The organism is Bacillus sp. FSL L8-0199 (genome assembly GCF_038005705.1).
Taxonomy (GTDB): domain Bacteria; phylum Bacillota; class Bacilli; order Bacillales; family Bacillaceae_G; genus Bacillus_A; species Bacillus_A cereus.
In genome coordinates this window covers 465,028-490,771 of the sequence record NZ_JBBOTS010000001.1, presented here as the reverse complement: position 1 = coordinate 490,771, position 25,744 = coordinate 465,028, and the positions used below count along the sequence as shown (strand labels likewise).

Here is a 25,744-nt window from a genome sequence, read left to right as displayed (position 1 = left end):
TGGTTTTTATTTTTCTTGCAATAAGGAAATTGGTATGCCAATCTCTTCATTATCATTTTGCTTATATCCCCAAGCAAATACCCCATTGAAATACGTAATTTTAAATAATACACCAGGTTCTTCTACTAATTCATATGTTTCACCAATACGGAATTTGTTTATATCCGTCATATAAGCACGAGCCATTGCCATTTTTCTCATTAATACATCAAATTCATTGACAATCCCAAGCTGCTCCGCTTTTACTGCTTGCTCCTTCAAAGCGCCAATTTCTTCTCTTAGCTCATGCGGTGTCATTTCACTGTAGCGTTTTGGCATATTCATCTTATTCTCCTCATTCCTCTTCGCGTTTCATTTGCAAAAATATCTCGATTTCATCAATAGAGAATCCTTTTCGATATAACGCTTGTTTCATCTTGTTTTCAAATATCCATCCATCATGCTTCTTATATTTCTCATAATATTTATTCCCATGATAGTGTAACGCTTCTTGTTGCTTTTCGTCATCTTTTTCGTCTTTCAATTCTTCCAAACAAATTTGAATTACTTCTCTAGAATATCCTTTTCGAACAAGCATCTCATCTAACTTTAGTTTCATTTGTAAAAAAGAATGTTTTTGATAAGATTTTTTCTTCTTCTCTATGAGAAACAAGGCATTCTCAATTTGCTTTTCCTTCGGATATTCTTGTAAACTATGTGTAATAATTAAATCCTGAACACCTTTATTTAATAACTCTCTTTTAATAACAGTTGGACCTTTTCGATTCACATTACTTTGCGTTCGCGTATATAAAACAGCATACTCTTTATCATTAATATATCGGTCATGTAATAATTTCGAAACGACTTCAGAGATGATGGCCTGTCCCGCTTCTTTTTTTCGTAAAAAATCTTCTATTTCTTGTTTTGTTCTCATTTGATAGGATAAATAGGAGATTGCTTGTAAATATGCTTTTTGCACTTCTTCATTGTACAAAATATTTCCTAACTCGATTTCATCAATTTCTAAGCCTTTTTGTAATCCATGTTTTATTAAGATTACTTGATCCACACTAAATCCGTACTCTTCGCCTTGACCTTTATCAATATAAATATTAAATCGTTCTTTCGATCGTTTTTGTACTTCTATTTTTGTAATGACAGCCATACTCTCACCTCTCTATTATTTTAACATAGTCGAGGAACATTTTTTCTTTTCAAGAATATATATAATGAGGAGGAAATACTTGTGAAAATCGCAATTTCTGGTGGTACAGGCTTTATCGGTAAATCCCTTTCTACTTTTTTTATTCAAAAAGGATATACTGTTTACATTCTCACACGAAAAAAAACTACTGAAACTTCCGATCCTAACCTTCAGTATGTTCAATGGACACCAGATTTACAAACCTTCCCCCTCTCTTCTATTGATGTAGTTATTAATCTAGCGGGAGAGTCTATTAATAGTAGATGGACAAAGCAACAAAAGAAAGTCATTTTAAACAGTAGAATTCAAACAACAAAAGGACTCATTAAACAATTGCAGGGACTCCATACAAAGCCACACACATTTATTAACGCAAGTGCTATTGGATACTATGGAACGTCTGAAATAGAGTCTTTTACAGAACAGCATGAGACTCCTGGAAATGACTTTTTAGCAAATACAGTATATTCATGGGAACAAGAAGCATCTAAAGCACGTTCTCTCGGAATACGAACAATCTACGCAAGATTTGGAGTTGTATTAGGTACAAATGAAGGAGCTCTTCCAAAAATGCTACTTCCCTATCAATTCTATATCGGCGGCACCATTGGTTCTGGGAAGCAATGGTTATCATGGATTCATATAGACGATGTCGTTCGTATGATGGATTTCATCATACACAAAAAAGAAATTGATGGTCCTCTTAATATGACAGCACCAACACCTATAAGAATGAAGGAATTTGGAGAAACCATTGCAACTATAATGAAAAAGCCCCATTGGTTGCCTGTACCTTCTTTTATCATTCAAACTTTATTAGGTGAAATGAGCATACTTGTACTAGAAGGGCAACGTGTATTACCCATTAAAGCAATTGAACATGGATACCAATACACATTTCCAGAAATAGACCATGCATTACAAAATATACTTTCGCATACAATGTAGTACTTCTAAAACACAATTTTACATGGGCTCTTTCAAAACTTTCATTTTCTAGGATCCGAAGCATTACCACACAAATAACCTTTCAGTTACTTTCCCTTAACTTCCATTAGCATTATAAAGTAACAGAAATGAGGTACCTATGAAAATATTGCTCAAACAAGCCATTGTATACCCTATTACATCTCAAAAGTTTCAAGGAGATGTACTCGTTACAGGAGAGCGAATTACCGAGGTCAAACCTTTTATTCCACCTACTCAAGATATGACCGTTATAGATGCACGAGCACTCCATCTCTTACCTGGCTTTATTGATGTCCATACTCACCTTGGTCTCTATGATGAAGGTACTGGTTGGGCTGGAAATGATGCCAATGAAACATCTGAAGTTTCAACACCACATATTCGTTCTTTAGATGGAATCCATCCTTTCGATATTGCCTTTCAAGACGCTGTACAAAACGGAATTACAACCGTTCACGTTATGCCTGGCAGTCAAAATATTATCGGGGGTACTACTTGTGTAATAAAAACAGCTGGAACTTGTATTGATCATATGATTATTCAAGAACCTGCTGGTTTAAAGATTGCCTTTGGAGAAAATCCTAAAAAAGTCCATAGTAATGGAACAAAAGAATCCATTACACGTATGGGGATTATGGGGTTACTTCGGGAATCATTCTATGAAGCACAACATTACGGGCACGAAGCTGATTTTCGAATGCTTCCTATTCTAAAAGCATTACGTCGTGAAATACCCGTACGTATCCACGCTCACCGAGCAGATGATATTAGTTCTGCTCTACGCTTTGCAACAGAATTCAATCTCGATTTACGCATTGAACATTGCACAGAAGGACACTTTATTGTTGAAGAACTTTCAAAACACAATTTGAAGGTTTCAGTTGGTCCCACTCTGACACGCCGTTCTAAAATCGAACTAAAAAATAAAACATGGGATACTTACCATATATTATCAAAAAATGGTGTGGAAGTTTCTATCACAACAGATCATCCTTATACACCCATTCAATATTTAAATGTTTGCGCTGCTGTTGCAGTAAGAGAAGGATTAGACGAGAAAACAGCACTAGAAGGAATCACCATATTCCCAGCACGAAATTTGCGTTTAGAGGATAGAATTGGAAGCATCGAGGTTGGAAAAGACGCCGATCTCGTGCTATGGACTCATCATCCTTTCCATTATTTAGCCAAGCCTGTACTAACTATGATTGATGGAAAAATAATTTACAAAAAAAATAAAAAAAACTAGTTTATTTTTTTGACTAGATAAAGTATTATACGATTATAAACTGAATGAAACCATAATCAATTTGTGTCGTGATTATCATTTTCAAATTGATGAATGGGGAAGGCAAATGGTGCGCCACCAGCGTTAGAAACTGGTTCTAGTGGGTTCGATTCCCACCCCGAAATTTTTTAAAGATTGATATAAAAATTTCGAGGGTGGGGTGTTTTTTCGTCATGCTACCCTCGTGTGAGGAGGAGTTAGTATGTTGAAAAAACGCGACTTACACGACAGCCACGTTCTATACGAGTTAATGGTGGATCCAGCTGTCTTCCCTTTTGTGCGTCAAAAGGCTTATTCTTATGAAGAATATTTATTCTTAACGAAACAAACGATTGAAGCTGAAGAGCGTGGTGAATTAATTTCACGCACAATTTTAGATGAATGGGGTAACCCTATCGGAACAATCACTTTATTTGATGTGCAAGAAAAAGCTGGATTTCTCGGGACATGGCTTGGCAAACCATATCATGGAAAAGGCTATAACAAATTGGCAAAAGATTCATTTTTTAGTGAACTTTTCTATGAATTAGATATTGAAACAATTTTCATGCGTATTCGTAAAATAAATATTCGTTCTATTAAAGCTGCAGAAAAACTGCAATATGTGAATCTAGCAAACGAAACAAGAAAAGCCGTATATGATGAAATTAACGCAAACGAAGAAGTGTATAACTTATATGAAATTCCAAAAGATCAATACACACTTGCTACAATGCGAGATACAACCTTCCAAGATGCTCATCAATTAAAAGAAGCGTAATCTAAATTTTCTGAAATGATAATCAATCGTTAACATTTTCCATATGCGTATATCCCCTCATGTCTTTGGAAACGATAAATAGTAACTTTAAGACACGAGGTGATTTGTAATGGATAAAAAGAAACGTGATAAAGCAAAAAACACATTATCTAGTACACAAGAAGTTCTCTATCAACGCGAATTTCAAAAAGCAGATCGTGCAGCAGGATATCGCTCGAAAAGCATTTAAAGTGAAAATGAATAATTAGAAGTTTCCCCCCTAATTATTCATTTTCATTACATAATTTTCTCGACTGATAGAAGTAAGCAAAAAAGCCCCTTATACATAAGGGACTTTTTTGCTGTGGACAACTTTATCCACAAAACCGATGAAATTGTTAGTAATTTTCAAAAACATTTAATATTTTTCTATATTAAAGCATATATCAGCTGTTTTAATTGTGGATATTTTTCTAAAAATTGTGGACAATGTGGATATAGTTGTTAATATTCCGACTTTACTGTTTAATGAAAGCGCAATCCTTTTGTGGATAACTCACTAAATTTTCTTTAAAAATAATAAAGAACCCTCTTTACATATACAAAGAGGGTTTCATATTAAGTAAAAGATTGTGCAAGAGCAGGTGATTTAATAGGTATATGACGCGGTTCTGCATGATTTTCCGCCAAAATTGCATCTACAATATGGCCAGCTGGCTCTGGAAGATAGATGCTTTTCATTGCTTCTTTCATTTGAAGAAGCTTCACATCATCTTGTAATAATGCCTCTGTTTTTGCAAAAACCTCACTATCATCGCGAATGACAACTGCTGCTCCCTTTCTTTCAAAGTACATCGCATTTTCATTTTCTTGTCCTGGAACAGGCTTATATAAAATGACAGGTACTTGCAACGCTGCTGCTTCACTTAATGTTATTCCGCCTGGCTTCGTAATCATACAAGAAGTAACACGGAATAATTCATCAATATTTTCAACATACCCAAACACTTTTAATGCATCGGAATTTTGCTTCTGTAAACTTAATAAATCCTGTTTTAAAGCTTCATTTTTCCCACAAACGACAACTACTTGTAAATTAGGCACTGACATAAATGATTGGCATAGTTCTTTTACATTTCCTAATACCCCATGAGCACCTGCTACAATTAGTAAAATCTTTTTATTCTTACATAACTGATATTTATTATATATGATTTCTGGATTTACCTTTAACTCAAAACTACTCCGAATTGGAATTCCTGTTTCAACAATTTGTTCCGCAGGTACACCGATATCAACCATCAATTCTTTCACATGATCCGTTGCAACAAAATAACGATCTACTTCTCGATGAATCCATATTTTGTGCACGCAAAAATCCGTTAATACATTATAGACAGGAATTGAAATACCTGTTTGTTTCTTTAATTCTGGTACAGCGATAATTGGAAATGTATTAATTACAATATCTGGTTTCTCCACCTGTAAAAGTGTTTTCAAACGTTTCCTTCCAAAGTTCGCATACCAAGATGCTATTTTCTTATCATAAATTTTTTCTACCCCGTAATAAAACAAACGATATAATTCTTTTCCTATTGTATAACTTTTTAAATATAGATATTTTGTAATGTCAGTTATAAATGGATGTGATTCTCCAAACAAGTCGCATACAATAACATCTTCAATTCCTTTTTGGCGAAATGTTTGTTCTAATGTTTTTGCTACTTGCACATGACCATTACCGTAATGTGCAGTTAATATTAAAACCTTGGGGTTTTTTATCAAACAAATCCACTCCTAGCTTTTTGTTTCTCCATATTGCATATACGACAATAGGAAAAACATTTTCCTTAAAAATTACATAAACAGATTCTAATAATTCCCTTTCAGCTATGTACCTGTCGTGGATATGCAAAGCATATAAGATTGACCCCTTAATCCTATCTGTGCTCATATCTTTACATTATACTTTCCTATAAGAGCTTTCGCAATAACTTACAAATGTTCTCTATTCCATGATACTCACTCTTTTACTTCTTAATTCTTTTTACTATTTTGATTTCCCTTTACAATTATGTAAATTTCTCCATTTATTCCGTACAAAATTATGGATATTCTACTTTCAGTATACTCTTTTATCAATATATACTCTAGATTTTATTGTAAAGAAAGCAAAAAGCCTAATCCAATATTTGGATTAGACCGCTTGTAAAATATATTTAGCATGTTCTACATTTTTCTCAGTAGGTGGTTCTACATTTGCGAGTGGATACTTGTGTCCAAGCGCCTCCCATTTATATACACCAAGCTTATGATATGGTAACACTTCAACTTTTTGAACATTAGACAGACTTTGAATAAAGCTAGATAGTTTTTGTAGATCCTCTTCATTATCCGTAACACCAGGAACTAATACGTGTCGTACCCAAATCGGTTTATTCTTATCCGATAAATAACGAGCAAATTGTAAAATATGTTCATTTGGTTTCCCTGTTAATTTACGATGCTTTTTGGAATCGATATGTTTCAGATCCAATAAAACTAAATCTGTATAATCCATTAAAATATCTAGCTTATTTTGGAATTCTGGTTCCTCAGAATAACAACCACCAGAAGAGTCGATTGTTGTATGGATACCAGCCTCTTTACACTTTTTAAACAACTCAATTAAAAAGTCTAGCTGTAATAATGGCTCTCCACCGCTAACTGTTATACCGCCTCCGGAAGCTTCAATAAATGGAAGGTAACATGTCACATCCTGCATCACTTCTTCAACTGTTATTTCTTTACCTTTACCGATTTCCCACGTATCAGCATTATGACAATATTGACAACGTAATAAACACCCTTGTGTAAATATGACATAACGAATCCCTGGGCCATCAACAGTACCACAAGACTCTACAGAATGTATTCTTCCTTTTACCATGTTACTTCCTCCTTTATTGAAACAGCCTCCCTTCGCTATATATTAAGAGCGAAGGGACACTTTTTTCATTTACATGCTTTCATGCATTGTACGGTTAATTACATCAATTTGTTGTTCACGAGTTAATTTAATAAAGTTTACAGCGTAACCAGATACGCGAATTGTTAATTGTGGATATTTCTCAGGATGTTCCATTGCATCCATTAATGTTTCACGGTTAAATACGTTAATATTTAAGTGGTGGCCTTCTTTTACTGCATAGCCATCAAGCATTGATACTAAGTTACGTACTTGTACATCATCTTCTTTACCAAGTGCTTTCGGAATAATAGAGAATGTATTAGAAATACCATCTTGTGCATCTTCATATGGTAATTTAGCCACAGATAATAATGAAGCTAATGCACCTTTTGTATCACGTCCATGCATTGGGTTCGCACCTGGTGCAAATGGTTCTCCAGTACGGCGGCCATCTGGAGTATTACCAGTTTTCTTACCGTATACAACGTTAGATGTGATTGTTAAGATTGACATTGTATGAACAGAATTTCTGTATGTTTTATGTTTACGAAGTTTATTCATAAATGTTTTTACAAGATTTACAGCAATCTCATCTACACGATCATCATTGTTACCGTATTTAGGGAAATCTCCTTCAATCTTGAAGTCAACTGCAATACCATTTTCATCACGAATTGGTTTTACTTTTGCGTATTTAATTGCACTTAATGAATCTGCTACTACAGATAGACCAGCAATACCTGTTGCCATTGTACGAAGAACGTTTGTATCATGAAGTGCCATTTCAATACGTTCATAGCTATATTTATCATGCATGTAATGGATAACATTTAATGTGTTTAAATATAGACCCGCCAACCATTCCATTGTCATATCAAACTTATGCATAACTTCTTCATAATTTAATACTTCAGAAGTAATTGGTGCGTACTCAGGACCAACTTGTGCTTTAGATTTTTCATCTTTACCACCGTTAATCGCATATAGTAATGCTTTTGCTAAGTTTGCACGTGCGCCGAAGAATTGCATTTGTTTACCAATTCTCATTGCAGATACGCAACATGCAATACCGTAGTCATCGCCGTAGTCAGCACGCATAATGTCATCATTTTCATATTGAATTGCTGATGTTTTAATAGACATTTTCGCACAGTAGTTTTTAAAGTTCTCTGGTAATTGTTTAGACCAAAGAACTGTTAAGTTTGGTTCTGGAGCTGGTCCTAAATTATCTAATGTATGCAAGAAACGGAATGAGTTCTTTGTTACTAATGGACGACCATCTAATGCCATACCACCGATAGACTCAGTTACCCAAGTTGGGTCACCAGAGAATAATTCATTATAATCAGGTGTTCTTGCAAATTTCACAAGACGTAATTTCATAATGAAGTGATCTACAATTTCTTGTACTTCTTCTTCTGTTAAAGTACCATTTGCTAAATCTCTTTCAATGTAAATATCTAAGAATGTAGAAGTACGTCCAAGACTCATTGCAGCTCCGTTTTGCTCTTTAATTGCTGCAAGATATGCGAAGTATAACCATTGGAATGCTTCTTGCGTGTTTGTTGCTGGCTTAGAAATATCGAAGCCATGAGAAGCAGCCATTTGTTTTAACTCTTGAAGTGCACGCATTTGCTCAGATAATTCTTCGCGTAAACGCATTGTCTCTTCGCTCATTACACCGCCAGTTAAATTTAAATCAGCTTTTTTCGCTTCAATTAAATGATCTACCCCATATAACGCTACGCGGCGATAGTCACCGATAATACGTCCACGTCCGTATGCATCTGGAAGACCAGTAATAACACCTGACTTACGAGCAGCTCTCATTTCTGGTGTATAAGCATCAAATACACCTTGGTTATGAGTTTTTCTCCAATCTCTAAAAATACGACTAAGTTCTTTATCCATTTCGTATCCATAAGATTCACAAGCTTGTTCTGCCATACGAATACCACCATATGGTTGTAAAGAACGCTTAAACGGTTTATCAGTTTGGAAACCGACTACTTTTTCAATATCTTTATTTAAGTATCCTGGGTCATGTGATGTAATAGAAGAAACAATTTTTGTATCCATATCAAGAACGCCACCGTTTTCACGTTCTTTTGTTGTTAAATCCATTACTTGATCCCAAAGTTGTTTCGTTGCTTCAGTTGCTTCTGCTAAGAAAGATTCGTCCCCTTCGAAAACGTTTACATTATTTAAAATGAAATCGCGAACATCAATCTCTGCTTTCCATTTTTCACCTTTAAAGTTTTCCCATGCGTTTTTAACATTTTCTAATACTTGAGTCATCCTAATCTCCTCCATTTTTGATTAGTACAGGACTAAGATTTTTTATATAACAGCTTACACACTTAGAATACTACTTTTTTACGAAAGTGAACGAAATAGTTGTGACATGTTTGTGAAATGTTGAGCAAACTACTATATATATAGTGTTAACTTCATTTAAAAGTCTTTAAAATTAACTCTTTCCTTAATTGTATTTTTTTGGTACCCTTATATACGAGTCCTATTTTGTAATATAAGAACAATACCCATTGTAGAGCTGTAATACTCTTATCTCCTAATCTGTTATAGTTTTTATAACAGAACAAAAAAGTGTACACATGTTGTACACTTTTTTTGTTACTTCTATAAAACATCTCTTTTTCTATTGCCATCATAGAATCCGCCACGATTGTCTGTTAATGCAATTATTTGCTCTAGTCCCTCTATATGATCACCTATAATTCGAAGTACAGCTGGAGGGTGACCTATTTTTGCGAAATGTTCACTGGGACGAATACGATTCATCTTATCAACCTCAACACGATATACACATGCAATTTCAAATCCAGAAAGAAGAGCCTTCACTTGTGCTACACAAGGTGACAATAAAGATTTATACCCAATTGCTTTCAAACACTTTTGGCTAAATGCATTAGGTACCGCAATAAGTGAGCCTACCCCTAAATCCTTTCTATCACAAGCTAAATTTAGTGCATATTTAAATGCAGTTACAAGATGAAGCGGTACTCTTAAATCTAAATAATGATTTAAATCATTTAATGCGACGTCCTTTCCATCTGCTATAGCTTTTGCAAAAGGATATAGCTCACTCGCTGGAATAACAAAATCGCCGTCTATAAATAACACAATTTCTCCTTTTGCAAAATACGTTCCAAGTGAGCGCCCTACATCATTTCCGAGTGCTTCTTTATATACAATTGTCGTTGCCCCTTTGTCTTTTGCAATTTTTTTCGTTTTATCTGACGAACCATTTACGACAACGATAATTTCGAAGGGTTCAATTTTGCGAAGCTCTTCTATAACGTTTCCAATTGTTTTCTCTTCATCTTGTACGGGAATAACAACAGATAGTTGCTTTCCTTTATACAAATTAGATGTGACACCCCATCCTTGATAAAACTCTTCAAAACTTAAAGTATGATAGACACTATCCCTTTTCCTATTTCCATCATAATATCCTCCGCGCTCATCACTGCTTAATATCCGTGCCGCTACTGCTTCTATATGATCACCTATCATTCTTTTTTCAGATTGGGAAAGATTTGTTCCATATGCAGCATGCTGGAATGGACGAAATTTATTTGGCGTAATAACGTCAATGGCGCAATGACGACTAATTCTCCATTTACTTTGAAGTAGGCGTAAATGAGCCACAATAGGATTAACAAAACATTCATATCCGATGCTTTGAACGACTTCTTTCGTCAGCGCATGAGGTACATCTAATAAAGAATTAATTTTTAATTCTTCACGCTCTAACATTGCATTTAATATTTGGCGCCATACTGTAATAGAAGTAGGTTTTTGCCTTTTTAAAAATAATGCATCCAAATTATTTAAAACTACATCTGCCTGATCGTATAAAATCGGATTAAGGAATAATTTTAATTTTGAAGTTTGAATAGCAAAATCACCATCTATAAATAGTAATACATCACCTATCGCATGTTTTGCGCCGACTGCACGTCCAACATCGTTCCCTAGTAGCTCTGTATGTTTGATTACTTTACACCCTAAACGATCTGCAACATCTTCTGTTCCATCATTACAACCGTTTGCTACTACAATAATTTCTACTGGATTTAATGGTCTTACCGATTGAATAACGTCTGAAATCGTATCGACCTCATTACATGCAGGAATAATAACAGATAATGACTTAGCCATTGTTTTGTTCACGAAACCACTTAATTGTTTCCTTCAATCCGTTTTCCCACGTTACTTTCGCTTGAAATTGAACAAGCTCTTTTAATTTTGTTACGTCTGGTCTTCTATTTGGAATTTCTTCAAAACCATAAGGATATACTTTTTCAAAAGGCACTTGTACAATCTTTGAAGAAGAATTCGTTAATTTTTTAATTACTTCTGCTACTTCTTTTATGCTCTTTTCATTCTCAGAACCTATATTAATAATCTCACCATTTACCTTCTCATCCATTGCCCGAATCGTTGCCTCTACCGCATCACTTACATACGTAAAGCAACGTGTCTGCTTTCCATCTCCATATACGAGAATGTCTTCTCCTTGCAAAGCCGCACTAATAAATCGCGGGATTACCCCTGCATACGGACCATCTTTCGCTCTTGGACCATAAATATTAAAATATCGAACAATCGTTACCGGTAAACCTTCTAATGCGTATCCTAAACATAATGTCTCTTCCAACGTTTTACAAACTGCATAACTCCAACGAATTTTAGAAGTTGCCCCGTATAATCGATCTCCCTCTTCAGAGAAAGGCGGCTTGGCCTTACCATATACTTCTGAAGTAGAAGCAAAAACTACTTTCTTCTTTCCTTTTAACGCTGCTTGTAAAATATTTCTCGTCCCATCAAAATTCGTTTCTATGAGCTCTATACTTTTTTCCATTGTTGTTTTCACACCTAAAATTGCTGCTAAATGAAACACGACATCATGCTGATCTACTAATTCATAAATAGAATTTTTATCTAAAACACTTATTGGAATAACACGGATTTTTTTCATTAACTCTTCATGGTACTTATTTTTACCTTTATAAAAGTTATCCACAACAGTGACCTCATAACCTCTTCTCATCAACTCTTCAGCTAAATGCGACCCGATAAATCCGGCCCCACCTGTAATTAAACATTTCTTACTCATTTACTCACCTTCTTTACAATCCCGCGTGTATCTATTACTCGGTCCATTCCTTTAAAAAGCTTCCAATCAATATTAGAATGATCCGTTAAAATTAAAATACAATCCGCTTTTTTAACTTTTTCTTCATCTAAAGAAACAGATTGATACACCTTATCTCCAATTTCCGCGAAAGAAATATAAGGATCATGATATTCTATCTCGTATCCTTGATTTCTTAATAATTGAATAATCGGTAACGCTGGTGATTCTCTCAAATCATTTACATCTTTCTTATAAGCAATTCCTACAATTAAAACTGATGCAGGTGATTGCACCATGCCTTTTACTTTTCGGACTATTTTCTCTGGCATTTCTTCATTAATTATATGTGCTGCCTCAATTAATTGACTAATTGCCCCATTCTTTTTTATTCTCCATTGAAAATATAAAGGGTCTACTGGAATGCAATGTCCTCCTATTCCTGGTCCTGGCCAATATGGGGTAAATCCAAACGGTTTTGTAGATGCGGCTTCAAGCGCCTCATAAAAATCAATTCCTAAACTTTCACATAGTGTGTTTAGTTCATTTACTAAAGAAATGTTAACTAAGCGCTGAATATTTTCAAATAGCTTGCACATCTCTGCTACTTTCGGAGAGCTAACAGGTACAACTTCGTCAAAAATGGTACTATATAAATCCTGTACCTTTTGTCTACACTTTTCTGTTTGTCCACTAATAACTTTTGGAATAGCTTGAACTGAATATTGACTATTTGCTGGATCAATTCTCTCAGGGGAATATCCGATATAGAAATCTTCCCCTACCTTGTTACTATTTTGAGAAATAATAGGTAGGATGACTTCTTCAAGTGTGCCTGGATATGTGGAGCTTTCAAAAATGAAGGTTTGTCCTTTTTGAAGGTTTTGTTGTATATAATGCGAAGCTGAAATGAGGGCACTTAAGTCTGGTTCTCTTTGTTCATTAATTGGAGTCGGGACGGTGACAATAACATAATCACTATTTTGAAAATCAGCAATGCCTTGATCCGGTGTGTTTACTGTTAATTTTTTTTTCGTCAATAAACTTTGTATCTCTTTAGAAGAAACATCTGGAATATAACTTTCTCCTTTTATAATTGAGTCTATTTTTCTAATATCTTTATCTAATCCAAGTACTGTATGCCCTCTTTCTGCAAAATGTACCGCTAAAGGAAGGCCAACATACCCTAACCCAATAATAGCTACTTTACTACTATTCATTTGTATTCTCTTCTTCCCTTCTCAATTGTTGAATGATATCTCTATCTCTATCTCCATCAGTAAAGCCACCACGTTCGTCCGTACGTTGTAATAAATACGTAACCGCCTCAAGTTGATCACCGAAAATACGATCAAACGCTGAAATACGCCCATTTACAAATTCGTGTTGCTCTGGACGTACTCGATTTGTTTTTATAACATCTACTAACTCTACTGTTGTAATAGAGAATCCTTCTAAAATAGCTTTCACTTGTGCTAATGGCGGAATGATAAGGGAGTCATATCCTATTCTCTCTATTACCTTCTTATGCATGGCATGTGGTACAGCAGTTAGTGAGTTATTCCATAAATCTGGTCTTTTCGCTACCAAATTCAAAAAGTATTTTCCCATACTAATTGGATCTGCTGGATGAAACATATCTAATAAGCATTGTAAATCATTTAACACCACGTCATTTCCATCTTCAACAGCATGTAAAAATGGAGTGAGTTTTTTTGCTGGAATAACAAAATCACCATCAACGAATAAACAAATATCTGCCGTAGCATGCATGGCCCCTATTGCTCTTGCTACATTATGTCCAAGCGCCTTCGTAAATTCAACTACAATAACATTCTCTAGCTTTGCCTGTTTAACAGTCTCAACATCTGCTCCATTCGCGACAACTATAATTTCATCTACACCTGCTTCTTTCACTTCTTGTATAACAGACCTTATAGTTATTTTTTCTTCTGATACCGGGATAATGGCACTATATTTCGCTTTTTTCTTTTGTAATAAAACTGGTTTATACTTTCCTACAAACGCTCTATCTCTATTGTCCTCTGAAAAACCACCGCGATTACCGTATGTTTCGATTACGTATTGTAAAGCACGCAAATGATCACCCATAATACGACTAGTCGCTTTCGGATAAGGAGAGCCAGGTGATGTGCCCGTATGGACAGGACGAACTTTATTTGTGTAAATGACATCAACTGAAGCCATATCAGAAATATCTACTCCTCTAGACATCGCCATTGCTTGAAATAATGCTGGATCTGCTAAATTCCACCACCCCAGTTTTTCAATCACTTTACGACTTATCGCATGTGGTATTGCAATTAAAGATCCTACAACAAACTCCTTCTTGTTCAAATAACGATTTAACATATATTTTCCAACCGTCGTATAATGCGGTCTCATCTTCAAATAAACGGACCATGTTAAATTATTTAAAACAATCTCATGTCCTTGCTGTATTCCTTTAATAAAATTGTATAATTCTTCACTTTTCATGACGATATCACCATCTAAAAATAAAACAATTTCACCTTTTGCTTCTCTAGCACCAATTGCCCGTCCCACATCATTACCAAGGGAATATCTATAATAAATCACACGGCAATTATGCTGTAGCGCTATTTCTTTCGTACCATCTGTCGATCCATTATCTACTATGATAATTTCATATGGTTCGAGCTTTCTTACTTCTCCTAAAACTTTTGATAAAGTACTTGCTTCATTATGCACTGGAATAACAACTGACACTCTCATACTTGTATCACTCTTACCCTTCCAAGCGAACATAAGCAATAATAGGAATACGCACAATTACATCTTCTGGTGGTCCATAAGAAGGAGAAGTACGAACAATTACTGCCCCATCCGTCACAGATAAAAGAACGCCTGCAATGATTTCTACAGCTGTCACAACTTGTACTAGTTCCCCAACATGGTTACGTAATTCATCAGTAAATAACATATATAACGCTCCTTTCTTACGCTTCTTTAATTGATATAATACTTGTAAATGGTAATAAAACTTCTGTTCCTATTCCTTCTTGCAATGTTAAGAAGTCATCACCAACTGCTACAATAACGCCTGTTAACTGTCCCACTGTCACAGTAATTTCTACGTTTTTACCTAAATACTGCTCTGCAATTTCTTTAAAAGGTGATGTAGTACATTCTTTTAAAATGTTACAAATAATAGATTGAAATCTACTTGATTCAATAACTTCTTCAGTAGCTTGCTTAGAGTTTCTTTGAATAAATCTCGCGAAGTTTTGTGAAAATAAAAGTCTTTCCACAGCAGGTAATAACTTATTATCTAAAAAATAATCTAATTGCCTATTAAACAATCTCGATAATTTATGCCAATATTTTCTGAACAGACACATACACTTCTCCTCCTATTATTTTTAGATTATAAAATTTCACATCCATACATCTTAATGTATACAAAATAGATATTTTTGTGATAGGTAAGACATACATTTTCTAAAAGAAATATTTAGTTCAAGGCATAAAAAAAACTATCCAAAAGGATAGTTTCTTACACTTCAATATTCCGCAATATCGAATAAATATCGTTATTCACTTTACCAAATGATTTAATGTTATTTTGAATGTTAGATAATAAAACAACATATACACTACCATTTTTACTAAATCCGTTTAAGCAATTCCATCCTGGCATTACACCGTGATTCGAATAGCTTCCTGGGTCTACGTACCATCCAAACCCGTAATCCTTTTTTCCACCCGTAAACATTTGATCGTAACTCTCTTTTGAAATTAATTTACCAGAGAATAGTGCTTCGTTAAATAAATATAAATCATGCGCACTTGTGTATATATCACCACAACCATATAGTTGTGACATGCTCGGAATATTAGGTGTTGTCATATTATTATTTACTATTTTATAACCCGTTGATGGGAATCTTGTTTGTTCTAACGCTGTACCAAAACCAGAATGTTTCATACCCGCAATAGCAAAAATATGTTGTTTAATATATTCTTCGAGCGACTGTCCACTTACCTTCTCGGCAATGTATGCAAGTATAGAGTAGTTCGAATCAGAATACTTCCACTTCTCTCCTGGACCACCAATACGCTTTTGATTTCCTATCCGCTTTATCAGTTCTTCATGAGAAATATCTTCTTTTCCCTGCTCATATTCGGGAATCCCTGATGTATGTGTTAATAGATGTTTTAGCTGAATACTATTACCTTGAGGAAAATTTGGAATATACTTTGCAACAGTATCTTCTACTTGTAATTTATTTTGATCTTTCAACTGCATAATAGCAGTTGCTACAAATGCCTTTGAAATAGAACCAATATAAAAAGTCGTCTCTGAATTATTCGGTACTTTCTGTTCTTTATTTGCCATACCGTACCCTTTATTCAAAAGAACTTTTCCGTTCTTCACAATAACAGCTGTCCCGCTAAATCCTGCGTTTTGTAAATACTGGTCCAATTGAGCGTTTTCATTAATTTCTTGAGGTGGTCCCTCGGGAAGCTTCTCCACAGCTTGCGCTTGCTTCACTTGTTCTTCCTGCTCTTTTTGTTTTTGCTTCTGTACTTCTTGTTTCTTTTTTTCTTCTTTCTTTTTTAGCTCTTCTTGTTTCTTCATTTCTGCTGCCGCTTTTAAAGTTTCTTCTTTCTTATTATGCGCAACAATTTTTGTATACATGAAATATACAAGTGATAATAGTAAGACGAGAATGATTGTTCTGTTTATGTATACAATCGGCCGACGTACTTTCCCATTCGCATTATTTTTTTCCTGATCCATAATTGCTTTTTTCCCCTTACTCACCAATAATTTAATTCCTTTACTAAAGATTCGTTTTAGTAGATTATGGATAATCCACTCTATATCATCCCTACTTTATCACGCACTGCACATATTACCAACCTATATGTACAAAAAAGAAAAAGAAAATTTACAAAAGTAAGATTCCCGTTAAATTATTAACAAAAAAAGAGGATATCCTCTAAAAAATTGATGTTATCAATCTTTTTGGACATCCTCTTATCTCATTATTTATACGTGTTTTTTCATATCATCGGCAACAGATTCAACATTTGTACCTACGATAACTTGGACACTTGTATTACTTAATTTCATAACACCTTTTGCACCAGCACGTTTTAATGCTGCTTCATTTACTTGACCAGCATCTTTTACTTGTAAGCGTAGACGTGTTGCACAGTTATCAATAACTGTTAAGTTTTCTTTTCCGCCTAAAGCTGCTACATAAGTTTCACCAATTGAACCTGCAACTGGTGCCTCACCATCTTCAACTAACTCATCGTCATCTTCACGACCAGGAGTTTTTAAATCGAACTTCTTAATTAAGAAGTAGAATACTATGAAATAAATTGCTGCGTAAATTAAACCGATACCTGCTAGTAAGACTGGTTTTGTTGCAATACCGAAGTTTAAAGCGTAATCGATTGCACCGGCACTAAATGAGAAACCATCATGAATGCCAAGCGATGTTGTAATGAATAAAGAAAGACCTGTTAGTACAGCATGAATACCATATAATACTGGTGATAAGAACATGAATGAGAATTCAATAGGCTCTGTAATACCAGTTAAGAATGAAGTTAATGCTAGACCAGCTAACATACCAGTAACTGCTTTACGCTTTTCTGGTTTAGCAGCTGCAATCATTGCGAAACATGCTGCTGGTAAACCGAACATCATAACTGGGAAGAAACCAGTCATAAACATACCTGCTGTTTTGTCACCTGCAAGGAAACGAGCAATATCACCATTAACAACATTACCTGCTGCATTTGTAAAGTCCCCAAATACAAACCAGAAGTATGTGTTCATTACGTGGTGTAAACCAATTGGGATTAATAAACGGTTTAATAAACCAAATAATCCTGAACCAATTGCACCTAAATTAACAATTCCATGAGCTAATGCATCAATACCATTTTGAATTGTTGGCCAAATTTGTGCAAATAGAATTCCTAATATCAGCATCACGACTGATGTAACAATTGGAACGAAACGTTTTCCAGCAAAGAAACCTAACCATTCTGGAAGTTTAATCTTATGGAATTTATTATAAAGAAGTCCTGCTATAACACCAACAATAATACCACCTAAGACTTTCATATCTACTTTAGTCGATAATTCAGCAGCCTTAGATACTTGTGTCATTGTATCCGCAAGCTTAGATGGATCTACATTTGCGCTATTACCTATTAAATCTTGGACTTTACCTAATTTATCTTGTAATTCAGCAGTTGAATACCCTTTGCTAAGTGCATCAATACTATTTTTCATAACAAGATAACCAATTGCACCTGCAAGACCTGCTGCACCACTACCATCCACTGAAAGACCGATTGCAATACCAATTGCAAAAATAAGTGCTAAGTTATCAAAAACTGCTGCGCCGGCCTGTGCCATAACAGGAATATCAAATACATCTGGTTGCCCTAAACGAAGCAATAATCCTGCTGCTGGTAGTACTGCGATCGGAAGCATTAAAGCTTTACCAATACGTTGTAAAAACTGCAACATTTTAATTCCCCCTAATCAAATTTATGAAATCGTTATCATTATAAGTACGCTTTAGAAAACGCTTTCTATTACATAACCATAATAACATATAGTTGTATAGATGTGTAGTTTTTATTTCTGAACTTTTTATGGATAAATCTCCTATTTCCAAACTGTTATATAAAAGGAAAATTCTCCTTTTTAAAATACAGAATACTCGAAACGAAAGACCTATTATAGCACATTGAACTTTCGTTTTATCATTCCACTTTTTCATGTTATTATTTATTTCCGAGCATATCGGGAAAAGTAAACTTAGTTAATTCAAAATAGGAGCGTTGGTACTATGCAGTGCATTGAAACAAACAACTTACAACAGTTGTTAGAACAAGTAAAACCATATACGAAAAAAGGAAAACTTGCTACTTATATCCCCGAACTAGGAAATGCAAATCCAGACGATTTAGGGATTGCCATTTTCCATAAAGAAACAGAATATATCCATGCAGGCAACTCACAAACACTATTTACTCTTCAAAGTATTTCCAAAGTAATTACACTTGCCCTTGCCCTTTTAGACCGTGGTGAAGAATATGTATTTTCTAAAGTTGGAATGGAACCAACGGGTGACCCATTTAATTCTATTATTAAGTTAGAAACGACAAGTCCATCCAAACCCCTTAATCCAATGATAAATGCAGGGGCTTTAGCTATTACAAGCATGCTAGCAGGAAAAGATAACGAGGAAAAAATGGAACGTATTCTTCATTTTGTACGTGAAATAACAGATAATCCTACTATTAATTATTCCTCTAAAGTTGCCGATTCAGAACTAGAGACAGCTTACCTAAACCGTTCACTTTGTTATTATATGAAACAAAACGGAATTATCGATTGTGATATTGAAGAACTTATGGATTTATATACTCGTCAATGCGCAGTTGAAGTAAACTGCATCGATTTAGCACGTATCGGCTTAATTTTTGCAATGGATGGATATGATCCATATAAGAAAAAACAAATTATCCCTAAGCATATTACAAAAATTTGCAAAACATTTATGGTCACATGTGGTATGTATAACGAATCTGGTGAATTTGCAATTCGTGTTGGTATTCCTGCAAAAAGTGGTGTAGCCGGTGGTATTTTTGGCTGCGTAAAAGGAGACATGGGAATCGGTATTTTCGGACCAGCTTTAGATGCAAACGGAAATAGTATTGCCGGTTTTAAAATTCTTGAACTTCTTTCTGCTCAAGAAGGTTGGAGCATTTTTTAATCGTGAGTTATCCTGCTATACTAGCAGGATTTTTTATTTCGCCAAAACCTCACTTTTGTCAGTTATCAATCCTCTTACAAAAACAGTGCTGAAAGTTTCTCTATATCATGCATATTTGTTCCCCCCTCCTGAATAATATAGTACAACCTAGCGCTATATGTGGAGGTGTGAAAGATGAAACTAATATTTCAAATGGGAAAACAACCTGTTCTTGAAAAAACAATCCTTCTTTTTATATTGAGTATTGTAGAAAGCTTGAAGTTAAAAGTTGTTTCACTCGACGAAGCTCACCGATACATATTCAATTTAGAAGTACTTGAATTATTAATGGATCGGAACATCGATGATCAAGTACTTGAACTTATTCATTTCGGGATGGGACTTGAAGACATTTATCATGTGCTTCCTGAAGAACTTGAGCATACGATTGAGGAATTAAAGTGGCTTTGCATTCAAGTATTAAGTGAGTACAGTATGCATGAAGAATCCGAACAATTAATTGAAGATATACGGTAAAAAAGCACCTATGTAGGTGCTTTTAATGTTTTTTCAAACTATTTTTATACGCCTCAATATTTACTGGTAGCTCTTCCTCTTCCAAAGTATGTTCATTTACATCTTTATGAATGAACGCACCTTTAGGTGGTTGATGATCATGCCCTTTTTTCTTATGATCAAATGCTTTCCCGCGTCCCATACAAATCCCCCTTTCTTAAAAGAAATCCGTATTAGTATGGAGAAAAGTACGTCGATATATGCAATCTCTTGCTGTATTTCCAAGGAAATACTCGAACCTTGTTTTCTACTCTCCTTACAACAACTGATCGATCCCAATAAGAATTAATAATAGTCCTGCGATAACTGTCGCCCATTTCCCTAAGTATTCTGCTAAAAATCGTTTTCCTACATACGCAAAACCACTAATACAAATAAAACTAAACACCCCAGAAATAGTCGCTGTAAGCCAAAGATTTAAATTTGTTACCCCTGCATCAAATCCACCTGCAATATTATTAATAGACAACGCAACTCCTAAAACAATTGCTTCTGAGAAACTAATTGTTTTAGAACCATCAAAATCTGCTTTTTCCGGATTACGTAAAATGCCCATAAGTACATTATCATCTTTAGAACCTGCAGTATTTTTTTGACCCAAGAAAGGCTGGCACAAAATAAACACACCGATTATCCCTAAAACGATTGCTCCAATCAGATTTGCTGTAAACTCTGAAATAAATAACGCAATCCAGTTTCCAAAAAATCCAGCTAGTAAAGTAAATAAAAATCCAAAGAATGCGATGATAAAATTGTTAAACCACGAAATACGAATTTTACGAATGCCATATGCAATTCCAACACCTGCATTATCTAAATTAGAAGCGATCCCGATTAAAAAAATTGAAAATAAGCCTACTGTACTCATAAATAGTCACCCCTTTTTCTCACTTTTCAATGCATATTATGAAAATGTTGAGCAACTGTGCCTGTCTGTTTCATATACTTGTAATAAATGCTCAATATTTTTTCAATACTAAAAAAGGAGTGCCTACACTATGGCTAATGAAAACCCGAATGATCGGCTTGGCAAATTAATAAAAAAACTTTTAAAAGAACGCGCCTTATCTATGCGCCAACTAGGAATACTTACAAATATTGATCCTGCAACAGTCTCAAGAATTATTAATGGAAAACAACCGCCAAAACAAAAACATCTACAAAAATTTGCAGAATGTCTTCAAGTTCCACCCCAATTGTTATTTGATGAAATGTACCCTGATTCTCCTCACATAAATAAAGAAAAAACAGATATGTACACATCTCTTGATACCATTCAGCAAACGCTGCACTCCTCTAACTTATTCGATTTCGATTACACTACAACTCGCGTAAAACAAGAACTCGAAAATTACGAACGCTATGCCCAGACAACAGAAGGCGAAAAACGTATTCATGACAGTTTCGCAAGCAAATTAGAGCAAATTGATAGTGCTGGTCCTTTTATTGAACAATTAACAGATATGTATCAACAATTTTGCAATGAAACCATTTCAAAAGAAGAACGTGCAGTTCTTGGGAGCGCATTACTGTATTTCATTTTATCGACAGATATTATTCCCGACTATCTCTTTCCAATTGGCTATTTAGATGATGCGATCGCCGTTGAATTAGCAAAAGAGAAATTACTTGAAATAAAACGAAAGACATAGCAAAATAAAGAACTATTTCAGTTGTTTATTTTCACCTCTGAAATAGTTCACTAAAAAATCGTACAAGTATACATACTCGTACGATTTTACTATACAAATCTATTTTTTCGTGTGGCACCATTCATATATAAATGCTGTTATTACTTTTGTAAATTCAATTAACTGTTCAATTTCAACTTTCTCATTTACAGAATGTGCTTCTTCTAATGTACCTGGTCCATATATAATCGCTGGAATATGAAACTCACTAAACCAACCGCCATCAGTTACCGTTGCAGACATATCTAAAATTGCATTTTTTGATAAAATAGACTCGTGTACTAAGCTAAGTTTTTTTACAGCTGCATGTTCCCTATCTACTTCTAATGAAGGGAAAATTTCACCACGATCTACAATCATTGATTCTCCGCCCCACTTAAATTGTGGCGGATTTTCACTTAACCATGGATCGGCAGCTGCTACCTTTCCAATATATTCTTCAATTTCTTTTATTATTTGTTCATGTGTTTCGTTCGGATAGAAGTGCACTGTTATCCATAACTGGCACTCATCCGCAATAAACGCCGCATGCCTTCCCCCCTCAATAACAGCTGGATTAATTGTTGTTGTTCCAGATGGATAGCCTTCATATGTTTTCATGACTGCCCAGTGACGCTCTAATTCTTGTAAGCTCTGCACAATTTTCATCATTTTTTCAATCGCACTCGCTCCAAATAAACGTCCTCCAGCATGGATCATTTGTCTGCGCGTTGCATCATGAAACGTTTGCGGACTTTTCACTGTAATCCATCCAGTAATGACACCACCTTGCCCTTGCATATGTAAATCACTCGTATCCACTACGACTGCAAAATCAGCATCGTAACCTCGCCTGCAGCATTGAAGTGTTCCTGCCTCTCCAACTTCTTCCCCTATTACTGATTGAAAGATTAAATCTCCAGGTAATTCAATACCAGCTTCTTGTAAAAGTTGAATGGCAAATAGCGCTCCAGCCAGCCCACCTTTCATATCTGCTGCGCCACGTCCAACTAACCAGCCATCTTTTATAAATGGATCAAATGGATCAGTTTCCCACGCCTCATCTGCTGACACTTCAGCTACATCCATATGACCATTAATAATAAGACTTTTATATGAGTCACTTTTTATTCCTTTTTTTACCCCAACAACGTTCGAATCATTCGGATATACATCCCATTTATTAATACTAAAATTTCGTTTTCTTAAAAACTCTGCAACAAACTCTTGCGCTTCATTTGTATTTCTCGCTGGCGGTGCTGGTGTTTCAAAACGAATTAATGTTTTTGTAAGTTCTAACAATTCCTCTTTCCTTGAATCTATTTGTTTTAACAACTGCGAAATTTCTCGATTCATCGCTAATTCCCCTTTGCATACATAGTATGTTTCCAGCTTTATTTTCACAAAAAAAGAGACTGTTTACAATTTTACAGTCTCCTAATTGATCACTATTATAAACTCTCTACTTCCGTTGTATTTGTCTTTTCAATATGCTCTACATTACTTCCCTTATTTCTTGTAGCACGATAAAACAGTAAACAAACAATCATAAATGGAATACCACAATACAATGCCATTCTTTGTTCTGGAATAAAGGCCATGCCAACGATTACTGTTACATTTAATAATAGCGCAAGCAGTGGTACGAATGGATACAGCGGTGTTTTAAATTTCAGGTCTTTGACATCCCCGCCCTGCTTTATGTATGACCTTCTAGCTAATAAGTTAGATAGAGCAATAGATGCCCAAACTAGTATCGCTCCAAATCCAGCGATAGAAAGCAGCCATAAATAAACTGTATCTTCCGCATAAATACCTGATAATAATGAGAGACAACCTACAATTGTGCTTACAATCAATGCATAAATAGGAACACCGTTTTTAGATAACTTACCAAAAATCGGACTAATCATTCCTTGATTAGACATAGACCATAGCATACGCGAAGTTGCATATAATCCTGAATTCGCAACGGATAGTACTGCTGTAATAATAACGAAATTTATAATATCTGCTGCATAAGGAATACCAATTTTATCAAATACAACTACGAATGGACTTTCTATTACTCCTGCTTGCTGCCAAGGGAATAGTCCAGCAAGAATAAAAATAGATAGTACAAAGAAAACAAGTATACGCCAAACTGTATTGTTAATTGCCTTCGGGATCGTTTTCTCTGGATTTTCACTCTCACCTGCTGCAATACCAACTAGTTCTGTTCCTTGGAAAGAAAAATTAACTGCAATCATCGTAATTAAAATGGCTGATAATCCATTCGGAAACAGTCCCCCGTAATCAGTAAAGCTAGAGAACATCGGTGCTGGTTCATTTCCTTTCATATCTAGAAAACCAAACATTGCCGCCCCGCCTAAAATAATAAATGCAATAATTGTAATTACTTTAATACTTGCAAACCAAAATTCCACTTCCGCAAAACTTCTTGAAGATAACGCATTAATAGCAAAGAGCAGTACCGCGAACACTACACACCAAATCCATGACGGTACATCAGGAAACCAACGTTTCATCAAAATACTAACTGCAATTAATTCAATACCTATCGTAGCAGACCAGTTTAACCATGACATCCATCCCACTACATAACCTGCTGCAGGGGAAATATGCTTTGTCGCATACGTTTGATAAGACCCTGCGTCAGGCATCGCAACAGCTAATTCTCCAAGACAGAGCATCGTTAAATACATTACAAATCCACCGACAAGATACGCTACAATTGCTCCTCCAGGTCCAGCCTCATGAATCGTATAACCTGACCCTAAAAAAAGTCCTGTACCAATAACTCCACCGAGTGCAATCATAAATATGTGCCTACTTTTCAATTCTCTTTTTAATCCTTGGTTTTGATCCATCATATAAATCCCCCCTTTTCACTTTGCCAACCCATTTAATGTAAGCGTTTTTAAAAGTATTCATTGTAAAAATAATGATTGAAAAGAGCAAAAATACACGTCACTTACATTAATCACTGCCTGTTACTAAAAGGTCATCCCTTACTGTTATTAATAATTTTTGATCAGCAATAGCTTGTCCTTCTACTACTTCTAATGATTCAATATAACCACTGATCCCTATCTTAATTTCTACTTTCTGTTTATCTATTGTTTCAATTAACGCTAATTTCTCCCACTCGTATACGTAAGAACTTTCCGTAACAAATAACTTCTCTACTTTTCCATAACAAGGACTATACACACCTTCTATAACTGTCTTCACTTTATAAATTCCTCCCTCTTATTAATTGACACCAAAACGTTGTATATCCTGTAAAAATTCATATTCTCCCCTCTAGAGATTTCGAATATTATTTATGCAAAATACGTACCAAGTCTCTAATTCATATATTAAATGAGAGTTTCATACAAAAAAATGTGCACAACCGCAAAATTTTTCGATCATTTAAAAAGTTTTA

The 25,744-nt window shown here is 35.0% G+C and carries 26 protein-coding genes and 1 pseudogene; 7 read left to right on the top strand and 20 right to left on the bottom strand.

Translation table 11 applies throughout. The features are described from left to right. Nucleotides 1–6: 6 nt before the first annotated feature. Both NST86_RS02540 and recX read right to left on the bottom strand, forming a co-directional pair. Nucleotides 7–324: a YfhH family protein gene (locus NST86_RS02540; RefSeq protein ID WP_001057024.1), complete on the bottom strand. Its 318-nt coding sequence runs from the start codon at nucleotides 322–324 to the stop codon at nucleotides 7–9. A 10-nt stretch (nucleotides 325–334) separates the two neighbouring features. Next, the gene (gene recX / locus NST86_RS02535) at nucleotides 335–1,147 is read right to left on the bottom strand and encodes a recombination regulator RecX (RefSeq protein WP_086423806.1); all 813 of its coding nucleotides are present in this window, start codon (nucleotides 1,145–1,147) and stop codon (nucleotides 335–337) included. 81 nt (nucleotides 1,148–1,228) lie between these two features. On the opposite strand from recX, the gene NST86_RS02530 reads away from it, so the two are divergent. From NST86_RS02530 to NST86_RS02515, 4 genes are all read left to right on the top strand, one after another. Next, nucleotides 1,229–2,134 carry a TIGR01777 family oxidoreductase gene (locus tag NST86_RS02530; RefSeq protein ID WP_086423807.1) on the top strand — a complete coding sequence of 302 codons (906 nt, stop codon included), beginning with the start codon at nucleotides 1,229–1,231 and terminating at the stop codon, nucleotides 2,132–2,134. Nucleotides 2,135–2,273: 139 nt separating this feature from the next. Further along, entirely contained in the window at nucleotides 2,274–3,404 is a 1,131-nt protein-coding gene (locus NST86_RS02525) for an amidohydrolase (protein ID WP_000698314.1), read from the top strand. A gap of 241 nt (nucleotides 3,405–3,645) precedes the next feature. Beyond that, nucleotides 3,646–4,203, top strand: coding sequence for a GNAT family N-acetyltransferase (locus tag NST86_RS02520; RefSeq protein WP_000914737.1), 558 nt, complete (start codon nucleotides 3,646–3,648; stop codon nucleotides 4,201–4,203). A 109-nt stretch (nucleotides 4,204–4,312) separates the two neighbouring features. Then, nucleotides 4,313–4,432: a YfhE family protein gene (locus tag NST86_RS02515; RefSeq protein WP_000358482.1), complete on the top strand. Its 120-nt coding sequence runs from the start codon at nucleotides 4,313–4,315 to the stop codon at nucleotides 4,430–4,432. A gap of 368 nt (nucleotides 4,433–4,800) precedes the next feature. On the opposite strand, the gene NST86_RS02510 is transcribed toward NST86_RS02515, so the two are convergent. From NST86_RS02510 to NST86_RS02450, 13 genes and pseudogenes are all read right to left on the bottom strand, one after another. Next, nucleotides 4,801–5,967, bottom strand: a complete 1,167-nt coding sequence (locus NST86_RS02510; protein ID WP_000594688.1) for a diglucosyl diacylglycerol synthase — start codon at nucleotides 5,965–5,967, stop codon at nucleotides 4,801–4,803. Nucleotides 5,968–6,379: 412 nt separating this feature from the next. After that, on the bottom strand, nucleotides 6,380–7,111 hold the full coding sequence (gene pflA / locus NST86_RS02505) for a pyruvate formate-lyase-activating protein (RefSeq protein ID WP_000238467.1): 732 nt from the start codon (nucleotides 7,109–7,111) through the stop codon (nucleotides 6,380–6,382). A gap of 69 nt (nucleotides 7,112–7,180) precedes the next feature. Continuing rightward, complete coding sequence (pflB, locus tag NST86_RS02500) at nucleotides 7,181–9,430, bottom strand: formate C-acetyltransferase (protein WP_044795654.1); 2,250 nt, start codon at nucleotides 9,428–9,430, stop codon at nucleotides 7,181–7,183. 152 nt (nucleotides 9,431–9,582) lie between these two features. After that, nucleotides 9,583–9,804, bottom strand: coding sequence for a hypothetical protein (locus NST86_RS02495; protein ID WP_016117126.1), 222 nt, complete (start codon nucleotides 9,802–9,804; stop codon nucleotides 9,583–9,585). Then, nucleotides 9,773–11,317 carry a glycosyltransferase family 2 protein gene (locus tag NST86_RS02490; RefSeq protein WP_016117125.1) on the bottom strand — a complete coding sequence of 515 codons (1,545 nt, stop codon included), beginning with the start codon at nucleotides 11,315–11,317 and terminating at the stop codon, nucleotides 9,773–9,775. The genes NST86_RS02495 and NST86_RS02490 overlap by 32 nt, the downstream gene beginning before the upstream one ends. Then, nucleotides 11,310–12,275, bottom strand: a complete 966-nt coding sequence (locus tag NST86_RS02485) for an NAD-dependent epimerase/dehydratase family protein (protein WP_061663410.1) — start codon at nucleotides 12,273–12,275, stop codon at nucleotides 11,310–11,312. The genes NST86_RS02490 and NST86_RS02485 overlap by 8 nt, the downstream gene beginning before the upstream one ends. Continuing rightward, the gene (locus NST86_RS02480; RefSeq protein ID WP_086423808.1) at nucleotides 12,272–13,513 is read right to left on the bottom strand and encodes a nucleotide sugar dehydrogenase; all 1,242 of its coding nucleotides are present in this window, start codon (nucleotides 13,511–13,513) and stop codon (nucleotides 12,272–12,274) included. Before NST86_RS02480 ends, NST86_RS02485 begins: the two co-directional genes overlap by 4 nt. Continuing rightward, the gene (locus NST86_RS02475) at nucleotides 13,506–15,050 is read right to left on the bottom strand and encodes a glycosyltransferase family 2 protein (RefSeq protein ID WP_001266452.1); all 1,545 of its coding nucleotides are present in this window, start codon (nucleotides 15,048–15,050) and stop codon (nucleotides 13,506–13,508) included. The genes NST86_RS02480 and NST86_RS02475 overlap by 8 nt, the downstream gene beginning before the upstream one ends. 13 nt (nucleotides 15,051–15,063) lie before the next feature. Next, on the bottom strand, nucleotides 15,064–15,258 hold the full coding sequence (locus tag NST86_RS02470; RefSeq protein ID WP_000899468.1) for a hypothetical protein: 195 nt from the start codon (nucleotides 15,256–15,258) through the stop codon (nucleotides 15,064–15,066). 16 nt (nucleotides 15,259–15,274) lie between these two features. Beyond that, entirely contained in the window at nucleotides 15,275–15,676 is a 402-nt protein-coding gene (locus NST86_RS02465; protein WP_000335534.1) for a hypothetical protein, read from the bottom strand. Nucleotides 15,677–15,831: 155 nt separating this feature from the next. After that, nucleotides 15,832–17,079, bottom strand: a complete 1,248-nt coding sequence (locus NST86_RS02460; RefSeq protein ID WP_000371845.1) for a serine hydrolase domain-containing protein — start codon at nucleotides 17,077–17,079, stop codon at nucleotides 15,832–15,834. 252 nt (nucleotides 17,080–17,331) lie between these two features. Next, complete coding sequence (gene nagE / locus NST86_RS02455) at nucleotides 17,332–18,834, bottom strand: N-acetylglucosamine-specific PTS transporter subunit IIBC (protein ID WP_000938893.1); 1,503 nt, start codon at nucleotides 18,832–18,834, stop codon at nucleotides 17,332–17,334. A gap of 141 nt (nucleotides 18,835–18,975) precedes the next feature. Beyond that, nucleotides 18,976–19,090, bottom strand: a pseudogene (locus NST86_RS02450) (transcriptional regulator). Nucleotides 19,091–19,159: 69 nt separating this feature from the next. Here NST86_RS02450 and glsA point away from each other — a divergent pair. Next, nucleotides 19,160–20,089 carry a glutaminase A gene (gene glsA, locus NST86_RS02445; RefSeq protein WP_001149850.1) on the top strand — a complete coding sequence of 310 codons (930 nt, stop codon included), beginning with the start codon at nucleotides 19,160–19,162 and terminating at the stop codon, nucleotides 20,087–20,089. Between the two features lie 174 nt (nucleotides 20,090–20,263). Then, the gene (locus NST86_RS02440) at nucleotides 20,264–20,605 is read left to right on the top strand and encodes a DUF3969 family protein (protein ID WP_000766604.1); all 342 of its coding nucleotides are present in this window, start codon (nucleotides 20,264–20,266) and stop codon (nucleotides 20,603–20,605) included. Between the two features lie 22 nt (nucleotides 20,606–20,627). On the opposite strand, the gene NST86_RS02435 is transcribed toward NST86_RS02440, so the two are convergent. Both NST86_RS02435 and ytaF read right to left on the bottom strand, forming a co-directional pair. After that, nucleotides 20,628–20,786: a hypothetical protein gene (locus tag NST86_RS02435; protein WP_000532409.1), complete on the bottom strand. Its 159-nt coding sequence runs from the start codon at nucleotides 20,784–20,786 to the stop codon at nucleotides 20,628–20,630. 114 nt (nucleotides 20,787–20,900) lie between these two features. Beyond that, nucleotides 20,901–21,512 carry a sporulation membrane protein YtaF gene (ytaF, locus tag NST86_RS02430; protein WP_000108729.1) on the bottom strand — a complete coding sequence of 204 codons (612 nt, stop codon included), beginning with the start codon at nucleotides 21,510–21,512 and terminating at the stop codon, nucleotides 20,901–20,903. Between the two features lie 130 nt (nucleotides 21,513–21,642). On the opposite strand from ytaF, the gene NST86_RS02425 reads away from it, so the two are divergent. After that, nucleotides 21,643–22,296, top strand: a complete 654-nt coding sequence (locus NST86_RS02425) for a DUF1232 domain-containing protein (protein WP_061663405.1) — start codon at nucleotides 21,643–21,645, stop codon at nucleotides 22,294–22,296. A 99-nt stretch (nucleotides 22,297–22,395) separates the two neighbouring features. Here the strand turns inward: NST86_RS02425 and NST86_RS02420 are convergent, their stop codons facing one another. From NST86_RS02420 to NST86_RS02410, 3 genes are all read right to left on the bottom strand, one after another. Then, complete coding sequence (locus NST86_RS02420; RefSeq protein WP_086423809.1) at nucleotides 22,396–23,670, bottom strand: acetylornithine deacetylase; 1,275 nt, start codon at nucleotides 23,668–23,670, stop codon at nucleotides 22,396–22,398. A 95-nt stretch (nucleotides 23,671–23,765) separates the two neighbouring features. Beyond that, complete coding sequence (locus tag NST86_RS02415; protein ID WP_000969247.1) at nucleotides 23,766–25,187, bottom strand: amino acid permease; 1,422 nt, start codon at nucleotides 25,185–25,187, stop codon at nucleotides 23,766–23,768. Between the two features lie 106 nt (nucleotides 25,188–25,293). Then, nucleotides 25,294–25,548, bottom strand: a complete 255-nt coding sequence (locus tag NST86_RS02410) for a biotin/lipoyl-containing protein (RefSeq protein ID WP_000859489.1) — start codon at nucleotides 25,546–25,548, stop codon at nucleotides 25,294–25,296. Nucleotides 25,549–25,744: the final 196 nt, after the last annotated feature.